Source organism: Longimicrobiales bacterium (assembly GCA_035764935.1).
GTDB lineage: Bacteria > Gemmatimonadota > Gemmatimonadetes > Longimicrobiales > RSA9 > DASTYK01.
Genome location: DASTYK010000003.1, coordinates 19985 through 33703, shown reverse-complemented (window position 1 = coordinate 33703; position 13719 = coordinate 19985). Strand labels below are relative to the sequence as shown.

Annotated in this window: 11 protein-coding genes and 1 riboswitch; of the genes, 4 read left to right on the top strand and 7 right to left on the bottom strand. The window is 69.7% G+C overall.

All coding sequences use genetic code 11. The features are described 5' to 3' along the window. The coding region (locus tag VFU06_00205; protein HEU5207801.1) for a BamA/TamA family outer membrane protein at window positions 1–2199 on the top strand (2199 nt) is incomplete at its 5' end. Between the two features lie 85 nt (window positions 2200–2284). Here VFU06_00205 and VFU06_00200 read toward each other — a convergent pair. Both VFU06_00200 and VFU06_00195 read right to left on the bottom strand, forming a co-directional pair. Continuing rightward, the gene (locus VFU06_00200; GenBank protein ID HEU5207800.1) at window positions 2285–3352 is read right to left on the bottom strand and encodes a mechanosensitive ion channel family protein; all 1068 of its coding nucleotides are present in this window, start codon (window positions 3350–3352) and stop codon (window positions 2285–2287) included. 24 nt (window positions 3353–3376) lie between these two features. Further along, the gene (locus VFU06_00195; GenBank protein ID HEU5207799.1) at window positions 3377–4108 is read right to left on the bottom strand and encodes a protein phosphatase 2C domain-containing protein; all 732 of its coding nucleotides are present in this window, start codon (window positions 4106–4108) and stop codon (window positions 3377–3379) included. 57 nt (window positions 4109–4165) lie between these two features. Between VFU06_00195 and VFU06_00190 the strand changes: the two genes are divergently transcribed. From VFU06_00190 to rsgA, 3 genes are all read left to right on the top strand, one after another. After that, window positions 4166–4699, top strand: coding sequence for a hypothetical protein (locus VFU06_00190; GenBank protein HEU5207798.1), 534 nt, complete (start codon window positions 4166–4168; stop codon window positions 4697–4699). A 245-nt stretch (window positions 4700–4944) separates the two neighbouring features. Beyond that, on the top strand, window positions 4945–5847 hold the full coding sequence (locus VFU06_00185; GenBank protein ID HEU5207797.1) for an RNA polymerase sigma factor RpoD/SigA: 903 nt from the start codon (window positions 4945–4947) through the stop codon (window positions 5845–5847). Window positions 5848–6006: 159 nt separating this feature from the next. Beyond that, a complete protein-coding gene (gene rsgA, locus VFU06_00180; GenBank protein HEU5207796.1) occupies window positions 6007–6897 on the top strand; it encodes a ribosome small subunit-dependent GTPase A in 891 nt (296 codons plus the stop codon). A gap of 332 nt (window positions 6898–7229) precedes the next feature. Here the strand turns inward: rsgA and VFU06_00175 are convergent, their stop codons facing one another. The 5 genes from VFU06_00175 to VFU06_00155 form a co-directional block, all read right to left on the bottom strand. Continuing rightward, the gene (locus VFU06_00175; protein HEU5207795.1) at window positions 7230–9233 is read right to left on the bottom strand and encodes a TonB-dependent receptor; all 2004 of its coding nucleotides are present in this window, start codon (window positions 9231–9233) and stop codon (window positions 7230–7232) included. 30 nt (window positions 9234–9263) lie between these two features. Further along, on the bottom strand, window positions 9264–10091 hold the full coding sequence (locus VFU06_00170) for an ABC transporter ATP-binding protein (protein ID HEU5207794.1): 828 nt from the start codon (window positions 10089–10091) through the stop codon (window positions 9264–9266). After that, window positions 10088–11113 carry an iron ABC transporter permease gene (locus VFU06_00165; protein ID HEU5207793.1) on the bottom strand — a complete coding sequence of 342 codons (1026 nt, stop codon included), beginning with the start codon at window positions 11111–11113 and terminating at the stop codon, window positions 10088–10090. The genes VFU06_00170 and VFU06_00165 overlap by 4 nt, the downstream gene beginning before the upstream one ends. After that, entirely contained in the window at window positions 11110–12183 is a 1074-nt protein-coding gene (locus VFU06_00160; GenBank protein HEU5207792.1) for a helical backbone metal receptor, read from the bottom strand. The genes VFU06_00165 and VFU06_00160 overlap by 4 nt, the downstream gene beginning before the upstream one ends. 150 nt (window positions 12184–12333) lie before the next feature. Beyond that, window positions 12334–12466: riboswitch (cobalamin riboswitch) on the bottom strand. Window positions 12467–12615: 149 nt separating this feature from the next. Then, window positions 12616–13647 (bottom strand): hypothetical protein, encoded by a 1032-nt coding sequence (locus VFU06_00155; protein HEU5207791.1) that lies wholly within the window; start codon window positions 13645–13647, stop codon window positions 12616–12618. Window positions 13648–13719 lie beyond the last annotated feature (72 nt).

Below are 13719 nucleotides of genomic sequence, written 5' to 3'. Positions count from 1 at the left end.
GCGCAGCTCGCCGATGCCTACCGCGACGAAGTCGCGCGCGACCTGGTCGAGCGGGCGCGCAGCCGGCGCCGCACCGTGGACACCTCGATCGATGCCTACGACGCCCTGGCCCGCGAACGCATCGCGGCGGGTCTTCGTCTTCCCGGTCGGGACCGGACGCTGTACCGGCGGGAAACCGCCACGCAGATCGAGTGGCGACGCGAAGGGCCGATCCGGCTGGAGGTGCTCGGCTCGCGCGAGGTGATCCCGCCCGTCAAAGGTGCACCGCAGATCCCCGACGACCTTCGCAGCTTCGTTCCCCACCTCGCGTTCGACCCGGTGGACAGCGAGATGCTGATGCGCCTGAACAACGACGGCTGGCGCAACCCGCTCGCGCCCGGCGCCGAGCGCGACTACCGCTACGAATCGGGTGATACCACTGAGATCCGCCTGCCGGACGGGCGCACGGTCCGCCTGGTCGAGCTGCGCGTGGTGCCGCGACGCTCCGACTTCCGGCTCGTGACGGGCTCGTTCTGGATCGAGCAGGAAACCAATGCCGTGGTCCAGGCGGTGTTCCGGCCGGCGCGCGCCTTCGACATCGAAGAGGACGACGAGGACGGCGACGACGTGCCCGGCCTGCTCAAGCCGATCCGCTTCGAGCTGGAGTATGTGACGCTGGAGTATGCCTACTGGGATTTCCGGTGGTGGCTGCCACGCACGGTCGCCGCGGAAGGCGTGCTGCAGGTCACTTCATTGCTGCGAATGCCGTTCAGCTACAGCCTGAGCTACACCGATTACGACGTCGAGGGCGATCCGACGCGACCGCGCATCGTGATGCCGGACTCGGTCACGGAGCGGCAGCGGTGCACGCCGGCGGTGCGGATGACTGTCGCGGTGGACACCGACGACGCACGCCGCGAGCGTCGCACGCGCGCGGACAGCACATCGTCGCCGACGACGCCCGGCGACACGACGCCGGGCGTGGACGCGGACACCACGTCTGACGACGAGCCGCGGCGGTTCACCATGGATGAGGAGACGGGGCGCGGCACCGACGCGTGCGGGCGCGAGCTGATCGTGGAGCTGCCCGATTCTGCGGAGCTGCTCGCGAGCGAGTACCTGCCACCGTCGATCTACGAGAACGACGCCGACTGGGATGCCGATCTGCGGCGCGTGCGTGAGCTGGCGGAGCGACTCGGCGACATCGACGAGGCGCCCTGGCAGGCACCGCGACCGACGTTCGCGTGGGGGCTCGGCGCGCCGGGACTGCTGCGCTACAACCGGGTGGAAGGGCTGTCGATCGGCGCGCGCAGCGAGCTGGACCTGGGCCGGCTGCGGCTGGACGCCACTGCCCGCCTCGCCCTCGCGGAGCCGCGGCCGGACGTGGAGCTCGGTATTACCCGCCCGACCCTGGCGCGCGATTACCGTCTCTCGCTCTACAACGGCGTACGCGCGGTCGACCCGGCGACCCGGCCGTTCGGCATCGGCAACTCGTTCAATGCACTCGTGCTCGGCCGCGACGACGGCGAGTACTACGAGGCGCTCGGCGCATCCATCGAGGTGGTGCCCTCCGCCACCCGGGCGCAGTGGTACGGGCTGCGGCTGTACGCGGAGCGTCACGACGCCGTCGAGACGGAAACAGATTTCAGCCTGCCGCAGGTATTCGACGATGGCCGCACGTTCCGGCCGAACATCGTGGCCGACGAGGCGGACCTGTTGGGCGGGGAGCTCGAGCTGCACGGCGGCGTCGGCCGCGACCCCGCCGGCTGGCAGGCGCGCGCCTCGCTCGCGCTCGATGGCGCGGGCGGTGACTTCCAGTTCGGACGCTCAGCGCTCACGCTGCGCGCGGGCTTCCCGCTGTTCGCGAAGCTGCGCGCATCCGTGGAGGGTGCGGCAGGCACATCGACCGGCGACGTGCCGGCGCAGCGCCTGTTCTACCTCGGCGGTCCGGCCACGCTGCGCGGCTACGACGGCAGCTCCGCCGTCGGCAACTCCTTCTGGCGGGCGCGTGCCGAGGTCGCGCGCGGCTGGCCGGTCGCTCGCTTCGCGCTGTTCGGCGACGTCGCATGGGCCGGTGACCGGAACAGCTTCACGACCGATGGCGCGCTTCGCTCGCTGGGCGTCGGCGCGACGTTCCTGGATGGGCTCGTGCGCGCGGACCTCGCCCGCGCACTGGACGGTCCGGAAAACTGGCGCTTCGATCTCTGGGTGAGCTGGTAAGCTGTTCGGCTGCGCACAACCGAAACGAAGCGGGCCGCTCCGGACTGGAGCGGCCCGCTTCGTTTCCCTGTTGTTGCCCGCTGTCCTACTGCGCGGTCTGCTGCTGCAGAATGATGGTCTGCGTCGGAAACGCGAACTCGATGCCGCTCGCCTCGAACACCTCGTGCATGCGCAGGTTGATCGCCTGCTGCACGTCCATGTACACGTTGTACTCCGGCACCTTCACGTAGTAGACGGCCTCGAACAGCAGGGCGAAGTCGCCGTACTTCGCGAAGTGCGCGCGGTCGAAGCGCGCGTGCTCCTGCGCCTCGATCGCTGCGCGCATGATGTCCGGGATCTGCTGCAGCCGCTCGCGTGGCGTGGCATAGGTCACACCCACCGAGAACACGATACGGCGCTCGTACATCCGCTTGAAATTCTGGATGCGCGCGCTCAGCAGGTCGCTGTTCGAGAACACGAGCTGCTCGCCGGACAGCGCACGGATGCGCGACGTCTTGAGACCCACGCGCTCGACGGTCCCCGACTTGTCGTCGATGACGATGAAGTCGCCCACCTCGAACGGCTTGTCCAGCACGATCGACAACGAAGCCAGCAGGTCGCCCAGGATGTTCTGCACGGCGAGAGCGACGGCGATGCCGCCGATGCCGAGCCCCGTGAGCAGCGCCGTGACGTCGACCCCGAGATTCTCGAGCGCGACCAGCAGCAGCACCGTCCAGAGCAGGACGCGACCAATGAAGGACAGCGCACCGAGAGTGGTGACACTGTTGGGGTCTGCAGCGAGCCGCTTCCTGGTCTCGCCCTCGACGACACCCGTCAGGATGGCGTTGCCCCAGATCGCGATCTGCAGCGTGATGACGACGACGCCGAGGAACTTGACCGCGCCCTGCACGTCGGGCGTCATCAGGAGCACGCGCGAACCCGCATACAGCGAGGCGAAGACGATGAAGAATACGCGGGTTCGCGAGATCGTCTCGCGAATGACGTCGTCGGCGTATGTGGCCGTACGGCGCGAAAGCCGGCTTACGTACCGGATCAGGACGCGCCGCAGCAGCTTGAGCCCGATGTAGACGATCAGCGCCGTGGCAGCGGCCAGGAGCCACGTGCGCAGAGGATTGCCCAGGAATACGGTGTCGGTTGCGAAGAGTCCTTCCATTGCCTCGCTGTCTTGTCGGGGTGGTCAGGTCTGTTCAGTGGATGCGACGTCGATCACGACCGTTGTGCTGTTGTCGAACCCACCCGCGGCGTCCGCCGCTTCGCACAGGTGGCGCGCGATCTCGGCCGGCGCGAGCGGCTGCCGCACGATAGCGGCGAGGTCGGCCGGCTGCACGGCGTTGGACACACCGTCCGTGCAGAGCAGCAGCCGATCACCCGGGCGCAGCTCCAGGTGGAACCGGTCGATTGCGGCATCGGCGCCGCCGAGAACCCGCAGCAGCACCGCGGCGTGCGGGTGGTTGCGCGCAGCCTCACGGGTCAGGCGCCCGTGCGCGACCTCTCGCTCGACCCACGTATGATCCGTCGTGAGCTGGCGCCACTCCCCGCCGCGCAGCAGGTACAGGCGGGAGTCGCCGATGTGCCCGACCACCGCAGCGCGCGGTTGCACCAGCAGCGCCGTCATCGTCGTGCCCAGTCCGCTGTGATCCGGCCGCGCCAGGGCGTGGGCGAGGAGCGCGTCGTTGGCGGCGGCAAAGGCGTGCTCGAGCAACTGCTCCGGCGTGGAGACGTCGCCTGCGGCCACGACCCGCTCACGCAGCGTATCGATTGCGATCCCGCTCGCCACATCGCCGGCAGGATGGCCGCCCATTCCATCCGCGACCGCAAACACCCCGTGCCGCGGCGCGTCCAGCAGTGCATCTTCATTGCGTCGCCGGCGCAGCCCGAGGTGGCTGCACGCTCCGCTGGTCAGTCGCACGACTGCTCCCGCGGCAGCATCCGCCGGCATATGGATTGCCTCGTCACGTGACCGGAAATGCGCATTCGCTCCTTCATCGCCCTGGTTCTCGTCGCCGCACCCGCCTGCGGACGCTCGCCGGATGAAGCGATCGCCCAGCCGGCGACGCCGCCGCCGGCCGCCGCTCTCGCGCCCCTCAGCAGCGACCACGGCGTCGAGCAGGCCCTCGAGCTGCTCGCCCGGGAACTGGACACCGCGCTCCAGAACGAGCTGGGCGACGGCGGCGCCGGCATCCTCCGCGCCGAGGCCATCACGGACCGGCTCCTCGAAACACGCCGCCCGTTCCAGTGGATCCCCGACGAACGGTACCTGGTCGACTCCCGGCTGCGGCAGATCCAGGCGGAGGCGGACCGGATTCTGGCCCAGTTCCAGAGTGGGGTGCCCCGGGACACGGTGCTGGCTGCCATCCGCGCGCTGGCTGCCGAGGTGGCCGGCCTGCGCGAGGACCTGACGCGCCCGGGAACGGCGGCGCCGCCGTCGCTGGAGCAGCTGCTGGCGGGCGACACGGCCGGACAGGGGCGGGACGAACCGCCGCCGGAGCCCGAGGAGTAGGACGAGACGACTCGTCCCGCTGCCGGGATACCCGGCCACACCACTCTTGACTGCGCGCTCTGCGAGTGCAACTTCCTCGCCCTCGCGCGCGCGGAACTACTTGTCGTGCGACGGGGTTTCAGGTACGCGCGGCGGGGTATTCCCGACAGACACGGAAGCGGTCGAGGGGGCAGACTCCTTGCAGTGTTGCGATGAGAGTCTGCCGCACGTGCAGTACTGTCGAATTCAGCAGGCGAGCGGTCTAAATGGCAAGCGTGACCGAGGCGCGTCGGCGCGGCCGGCGGCACAACATAGAGGTAGAAGGGTTCGCGGGCGCCAGCGAAGAGCGCTCGGCACTCGATCAGTACCTGCGTGAAGTCAGCCGGCACGAGCTGCTGACGCCGCAGCAGGAGATCGAGCTGGGTCACCGTGCGCTGGCCGGTGACGAGGATGCAGTGCAGGCACTGGTGCGTGCGAACCTGCGTTTCGTGATCAGTGTGGCCAAGAAGTACCAGAATCGGGGTGTCTCGCTGATCGACCTGATCCAGGAGGGCAACGTCGGGCTGGTGACGGCGGCGCGCAAGTTCGATCCGGATCAGGGGGTGAAGTTCATCTCGTACGCGGTATGGTGGATCCGGCAGGCGATCCTCGCGTCGCTGGCGAACCAGGGGCGTGCGGTGCGCGTGCCGCTGAATCGTGCGAGCGACCTCGCGCGCATTTTCCGCGAGCGGGAGCGGCTGAAGCAGGAGCTGCGTCGTGACCCGACGATCGAGGAGGTCGCGGGTGCGGCGGCGCTGACGCCGGAAGTGGTGACGTCGCTGTCGACGCTGAACGCGGCGGAGATCCGGCTGGACGCGCCGATCGGTGACAGCGACGACAGCCAGCTCGTCGAGCGGTTCATGCACGACGAGGCGTACGAGCCGGAAGAGCAGGTCGAGGAGCGGCTGCTGAGCGAGCACATCGAGAAGGCACTCGAGACGCTGCAGCCGCGTGACGCCAAGGTCGTGCGTCTCTACTTCGGCCTGGACGGCGGCCGTGAGCACACGCTGGAAGAGATCGGCAACATGCTGGGTGTCACGCGCGAGCGTGTGCGCCAGCTGCGCGACCGTGCACTGAAGCGGCTGCGTGAGGGCGATCTCGGCAGCGCGCTCGAGAGCTTCGCGGCCTGACGGCCGCACCGCTCGTCCATGAGTGAGCGCCGCGTGCATCGCGAGAGCGAAGTGCGCGGCGCTTCTGCGTCCATACGAAAGAACGGCGACCCACTGAACCCCCACTCTCGATCCGCGCCTTCGGACTCCGAAGCCTCTCCACGATTGCTGCGCGGTCGCGTGATCGAGACCGTGGGCGGCGTCTACACGGTCGAGCTGGACCAGGGCCGCGAGCTGCCGACACGGCTGCGCGGGCGGCTGAAGCTGGAGCAGCGAACGGGCGACCGCGTGGTGGTAGGGGACATCGTCGACGTCGCCGAGCGTGAGGGTGAGGAAGCGACGATCGAGAACGTCGCACCGCGGCGCACGGAGCTGGCGCGCCGCGCGCCCGGCCGCAACGCGCGCAAGGCCAAGGTCATCGTCGCAAATGTCGAGCAGGTCGTCGTGGTATTCGCCGCGGCCAGCCCGGAGCCGCGCCTCCGCATGCTCGACCGCTTCCTCGTCCTCGCCGAGCTGAATGGCCTGGCTGCTCGGATCGTGATCAACAAGAGCGACGCGGTCGATGACCCCGACGCCCTGTCAGCGCAGTTCGCTCCATACACCGCGGCCGGCTACGACGTCCTGTTCACGAGCACGAAGCAGGACATCAACCTCGACCGCTTCCGCGCGCTGCTCTGCGGGCATGAAAGTGTGGTTGCAGGTCCGTCCGGTGTGGGCAAGTCGAGCCTGCTGAACACGCTCGAGCCGGGGCTGTCCCTGCGTGTGGGCGCGGTCAGCGAGGCAGTGAACAAGGGGCGCCACACCACGGTCTCCGCCCGACTCATCCGGCTCGACTGCGGCGGCCATGTCGTGGACACACCCGGCCTGCGCGAGGTCGGTCTCTGGGGCATGGACCCGGAGCGGCTGGACGAGGCGTTCCCGGAATTCAGGCCGTACCTCGGACAGTGCCGCTTCGGCGGATCATGCACGCATACCCACGAGCCGGATTGCGCGGTGCAGTCGGCCGTCGACGAGGGCAAAGTGTCCTCAGAGCGGTACCAGAGCTATCGGGCGTTGCTCACGGACGAGTGATTGTATCCCGGTCGCATTATTTCACCGCTGAGGCGCGGAGAGCGCAGAGGAACGAAGTAGTTGTAGTTGGCTTTTTCGCCGCGATGGATCCCGCACTGCGCCTGGGCACCCCTCGCCGCGCGCGCTTCCATGCCTTCCACGGGGTGGCGTGGCGGCGCAGTTGAAGACATCCTCGAATCCTCGTGGCCGTGAGTTCAACCATAATCATCCGGATAGCTGCGCATGCCGCGAGCGTAAAATGCGCAGCTATCCAGCGATCACGAAGGCGGGTTGTTCCTCAGCGCCCTCCGCGCCTCAGCGGTGAAATAAATTCGCGGTAGATCGCAACCGCATCAACCTCCGAGCGACACCTTCGCACCGACGAAGACCGCACGTCCACGCGCCGGAAACCCCAGCACCTCCTCGTACCTTTCATCCAGCACGTTCTCGATGCGCAACGTCGCCGCAACATCGCCCCAGCCGCTGCGTGTGATCGGCACCGTGGCGGATGAATTGATGAGCGTGTAGCCGCCGAGCGTGATGCGCTCGCCGTTCGGCGCGTCGGGATTGCTGAAGTCGAGGTCGATGCGTTCGCCGGCATGCGAGACGCCGAGCCATGCGCTGGCGGCGCCGCGGGTCCACTGCAGCGAGCCGGCGATGCGGTGCTCGGGGCGGCGGAGCAGGCGCTCCCCCTCGAGGAACGTCAGGTCTCCCTCCGTGCCCGATGATGTGACCTCGGTGTCCAGCCAGTCGTATGCGACGTCCAGCCGCAGGTTCGCGGGCAGTGAAACGTTTGCGCTGACTTCGAGCCCGCGGGCGCGCGCAGCGCCGAGGTTGAAATAGTTGGGCGCGCCGGGCTCGGCCGGTGTGCTGGTGTACTGGATCAGGTCCTCGAACTCCTGTGTGTACGCCGTTGCGGCGATGCGCGCGCGATCCCGGAACAGCGTGCGCTCGACGCCGACCTCGTAGCTGAGTGAGCGCTCGGGGTCGAGGTCGGGGTTTCCGGTGACGAAACCGCGTGCGTAGTTCTCGTAGAACGTCGGCTCCTTGAACGCGCTGCCGGCAGCGGCGCGCAGGACCCACGCGCCGGGTCGCACGCTCACGCCGGCTCGCCAGGTCGCGAAGGTGCCGTACTCGCCGTCGTCGATGCGGCTGCCGGCCGTCAGCGTAACGCGCTGCACGGGAGTGGACACGACCTGGGCGTATGCAGCGCGCGAGGAGCGCGAGTACTCGGCGGAATCGGCCCAGGGGCCGAACTGGCTCATGCTGCTGGACCACGTGTCGCCGTCCTGCTCCTCGGCGGCAGCGCCGACGGTGAGCTGCGCGATGCCCGCGTCCATGTCGATGCGGCCGTCGATGCTGCGACGCTGCGCGTTCGTCGTGCCCTGGAACGCGTAGAAGCCGAGCGTGTCCGCGGCAGAGTCGGGCGCGTCGTCCTCGTCGGCCTCGTCATCGTGCAGCGCGACGTCGATGCTGGCACGGGTGCGCTGCGTCAGCGCGTGTGTGACGCTCGCGCCGAGCGTCAGCGCCCGCGACGTGCGGAATGCGTTGTAGTCGGACAACACCCCCGAACCGTCGGTCGGATAGTGGTATTCGCCGTCCGTGTAGCGTGCGTTCAGTCGGATGCCGCTCGTCACGTTCGACCAGCCGAGTCGCGCGCTGGCGCTGTTGTTGTGATAGTCGTTGTTGAAGGCGTAGGCGCCGTCGGTCGTGTAGCGCGCCGCGGTTGCGGCGTAATCGAAGCTGCCGGCCGCGCCGGCAATGCCGGCATCGAAGCCGAGCGCGTCGGATGCGCCGTCCGCCTCGGGCCCGACCCGGTCCGACCTGCCCGCGGTGATCGCTGCCGTGATGCGTGGAGCGCCCGTGCCGCGCCGGGTGATCACGTGGATCACGCCGGTCACCGCGTCGGAGCCGTACAGCACGCTGACCGGCCCGCGCACGATCTCGATGCGCTCGACGTCCTCCGTGCGCAGGTGCGCGAAGTCGAAGGAGCCGCCCGGCTGATTCACGGGCACGCCGTCGACGAGCACGCGCACGTAGTCGCTCTCGCCCCCGCGCAGGTAGACGGCGCCAAGCGCCCCCTGCGGCCCGGACTGCACCATCGCCGTGCCCGGCGTGAGGCGCAGTGCATCCACGAGCAGGCGTTCTCCACGCGCGCGCAGCTCGTCGCCGGCAATCACGCTGACCGCAGCGGGCACGGCGTCGCGCGGGAGAGGCTGCCGGGTCGCGGTGACGACCAGGCTGTCCAGCGGAATCGTGTCGACGGGCTCCTGCGCTGCAGCCGTGTCGGCGGCGAACGACGTAAGCACCGCGGCAACGGCGGCGAGTGCTGTGCGGCGACGGATGTATCGGTTCACGGCTGACTCCATGTTCGGGAGCTGGTGTGTTCAGTCATTCGGTCTGCCTGCCGCGTCCCCGCGCGCGACCGGCACGACCTGGGGCGCGCCGGTATCGGGGCCGGGTCCGGGATGCGGATGAACGTGCAGCGGCCACCCGTACACGTGCTCGAGCCGCTGGCGCGTGAGCACCTGCGCCGCACTGCCCTCTGCCGCGATCCGTCCCCCGTGCAGGAGCAGCAGGCGGTCGGCGTAGCGCGCGGCGAGGTTGATGTTGTGGGTGATGACGACGACGGTGGTGCCATCATGGGCGACGAGCCCGGCGAGCAGCTCGAAAATCGCCATCTCGTGCGCGATGTCGAGCGACGCAGTCGGTTCGTCCAGGACGAGGGTGCGCGGCTCCTGCGCGAGGGCGCGCGCGATGCGCGCCCGCTGCAACTCCCCGCCAGACAGCGCGGAGGCGGGACGCGCGACCAGGTCGGTCAGCTCGCAGCGCTCGAGTGCGCGCTGCACGGCACTGCGGTCCGCGTCCGACTCGCGGTGCCATGCGCCCAGGTGCGGGTAGCGGCCGAGGGCGACCAGCTCGCGCACCGTCATCGGAAACGGCAGCTCCTCGTGCTGCGAGACGACGCCGATGCGGCGAGCGAGCTCGCGGCGCGACCATTCCTGCACACGCTTGCCCTCGAACCTGACGTCACCCTGCTGCGGCTCGAGTGCACCCAGCAGCAGCCGCATGGCGGTCGACTTGCCGGAGCCGTTCGGTCCGAGCAGCGCGTAGAACGAGCCGCGCGAAACCGTCATGGCCAATCCGGCAACCGCATCGCGCGATGCGCCGCGGTAGCGGAATGCGACGTCGTGCGCAGTGAACGTGCTGCTCATGCGCGCCCCCGCATCAGCAGCAGGACAAACAGCGGCACACCGACCAGCGCGGTCACGACGCCGACCGGCAGCTCGGAGGGCGCGGCGAGCACGCGTGCGCCCGTGTCGGCGAGCAGCAGCAGTGCGCCACCGCCCAGGAACGACGCGGGCAGCAGCAGCCGGTGCTCGCTGCCCCACGCGAGCCGCACCGCGTGCGGCACGATCAGGCCGACGAAGCCGATCACGCCGCACACGGCAACGGACGCAGCGACGAGCAGCGATGCAACGCCGTAGCCGATCAGCTTCACCCGCTCCGTGCGCGTGCCCAGGAACAGCGCGGTCTCTTCGCCGAGCAGCAGCAGATCGAGCGCCCGCGCCTGCGCCATGAGCACGACCAGGCCGGGCAGCATGTACGCCGCCAGCAACAGTGTCGTGTCCCAGCGCGCCGCCGCGAGGCTGCCCATCATCCAGAAGACGGCGGAGCGGAAGCTCTCCATGTCGGCCAGCGTGAGCAGCAGCATGATCAGGGCATTGCAGAACGCACCGACGACCACACCGGCGAGCAGCAGCACGCGCGTATCGAGTGCGCCGCCGACGCCGCGCGCGATGCGATACACGAGCAGCACCGCAGCGACGGCGCCGAGCAGTGCAGCCAGTGGCACACCGGCGGAGTATGCGCCTGCACCGAGCACGATCCAGCCGATCGCGCCGACGGCAGCGCCGCCGGAGACGCCGAGCACGTACGGGTCAGCGAGCGGATTGCGCAGCAGTGCCTGGAACACGGCGCCGCTGACGGCCAGGCCACCGCCGGCCACGAAGGCGAGCGCGGCGCGCGGCAGCCGCAGCTCGAGCACGATTGCGCGCGTCGTCGCATCACCGGCACCGAACAGCGCGCGTACGACGTCCGCGAGCGGGATCGCGGCCGCGCCTGCGGCGATCGCGATGAGCAGCGAGGCGACCGCGAGCGCGAGCATGATGAGCAGGCGTGGCAGCGTGCGGCCGCGAGTGTGCGCGGCGGGCAGCTCGAGCTGGGTGGGCGTCATCGGCGGGGACTCGGGCTGTCGGGGCCGGCGGGGCCGTCGGGGCCGGCGGGGCGAGCCGCACCCGATCCCGCTGTCGTTCCCGCCGTTCGCCCCGCCGGCCCTGACGGCCCCGCCGGCCCCGCCGGCCCACCCTCCACCAGCATCGCAGCCAGCCGCCGCGCGTTCCCCCCGATGTCGGGCGACGGCCGGTTGAACCGGTACGGATCTGCCCAGTGGATACGTGCTTCGCGCACGGCGCGCAGCTCGCGCCACCCCGGTGTGTCGCTCAGGCGGGCGATCAGCGAGTCCGCCTCCGCACGCGTACGCCCGAGGCCGACCACGATCACGTCGGGATCGCGGCGGATCACTTCCTCGATGCTGACCACCGGCCAGCGTGCGCGGGTGTCGTCGAAGACGTTGTCGCCGCCCGCGATGGTGAGCGCCTCGTGCACGAAGGTGCCGGGACCCGCGACCATGAGCGGGTCGACACCGATCGCGTACATCACGCGCGGGCGTGTACGTCGGGCGACGTCGCGCTCGACTGCAGCGAGCGTATCGCGGATGCCGCGCACGATCGAGTCGGCCGCGGCCGCGCGGCCGGTGAGCGCGCCCAGGCGTTCTACGCTGTGCACCATGTCGCTGATCGTTTCGACGGATGATGCGTATGCGGGAATGCCGAGCGCGGACAGTCGTGCGACGACGGAGCGCGACTGCGCGTCCGCCCACGAGATCACGAGGTCAGGGCGACGCGCGGCGATCCATTCGACGTTGGGCGTGAGACCGTTGCCGGTGGAGGGCAGGTGCGCCAGCTCCGGCTGCGTGTCGAAATCGGTGCGCGCGATGATGCGGTCACCGGTGCCGAGCGCCAGCAGAATTTCCGTCTGTGCGGGAACGATCGAGACGATGCGCGTCGCGGGAGCGTCGAGACGCAGCGTATCGCCGGCATCATCGACGACCACGATCGCGGACGGTGCGACGTCGCGTGCGACAGGTGCGTCGCATGCTGCCGCCAGGGGCAGTGCGAGCCCGAGCAGCAGGTGCGGCGCGCGCAGGGCAGCAGCCGCGCCGTTCCGGTGAGTGTCGGTGCGCACACCCGCGCGTGCGCGCCCGGAAGTTCTGGCGAACAAAAAGCCCGTCCTTCCATGTGGGAAGGGCGGGCGCACGAACGGCTGTTGCTGCAGCCGACGCTCGCACCCGGACCCTTCCCGCGAAGGGGTTGCTCTCGGGCACGAACGGAACCGGTCTCCTGGCTCGAGGCAGAGACACCCGCCTTCCCGGGCAAAGCCCAGTGGCATCTTCGGGTGTTCCACACCGACCGCGTGCGGTCGGGCCTCTCACAGTGGCGGGGCCGCGCCGGTTTTTCACCGGACTTCCGGAAGGCCCCGTTCGTGTATGTGGATTGAGTCTAGACTCGGTGCGGCGGCGGAGCAAGGGCAGCACAGCCGGTCCCGCGGATCGTGAGCTGGAGCGCTCGTGCAGCTGTGGCGGTGATCCGCTCGCAGCAGGTCGCGGCGCCGGCCGCCTCAGCCGACGGTGTCGGGCGCTTCCTCCGCAACGGGTGCGGCCGTCCGCTCGCAGCGATCGCGCAGCACGCGGCGCCAGCTTCCGTCGGCGCCGCGGCTCACGGCCTCGTACCAGCGATCGTTGACGCCGTAAACCTCCATCAGCAGGTCGACCTGGTCGTCGCGGTTCCAGTCGATGAAGTCGATGACGCGCGGTGCCTGCTTGCCGGCCTCTGCGTAGTCGCGGTAGTCGACGTACACGGTATCGAAGCTGGCGAGCGCGGGGATCGCGACGAAGAACAGGGAGTAGCCGTCATTGTCCAGGCCGGGCCCGAGCGTGTCGCCGACCAGGAACGTGGTCGCGAATGCGGCGCTCTGCTGGTTCGCGGCAGGGAAGGGCGTGACCTGCTCCATCGCCCGCTGCCAGTTGCCGGGCAGCGATGCCCCGCGCGCGCGGATCATGCGCTCGGCCAGGATCGGCCCCACGACCTGCATGGTGCGGGAGACTTCGAGCTGCTCATCGATCCGGCGGGCAACCGTGGGCGCATGCGTCTTGGCGATGCCGATGAACTCGCGCACGCCGGCCGCTGCCGCACCCAGCTCCAGCGAGCCGGTCGCGACCGGCTGCTGCAGGCAGGGATCGGGCGATTCCGGGACCTCCGCGCTGTTCACGACGAACGTGCCCGCCCTCACCCCGTCCGCGAAGAGGGCGAACTCCGCACCCTGGCGCATCTGCTCCGCGATCAGGCGACGGCCGTACGCACCCGCGTCACCCTCGGCACGCACGGGCAGCAGCGAGTCGCCGCTCACCTCGCCGACCGGCACCATGGTCGCGCTCGCGCTGTCGCGGATCACGTGGAAGAGCACGGGACCGGTCGGCATCCGCTCATTGACGGGTGCGTCCGGGGAGAGCGTGTCCGGTGCGGCCGTCGCCTGCGGTGGCGGTGGCACCACGGCGATGTCCGCGCCGCCCCAGCTCACGTTGTCGCATGCAGGGAGGAACGCTACAATCAGGAGGGCCGCGGCCCGGGCGTACCGACTCGCTCGCGTCATTCGTCCGTCCGTCTCAAGCCTGAGGGTCGGGCAAGTTTACGGAAAGGCGATGGGCCCCCGCAATGCGGTCGC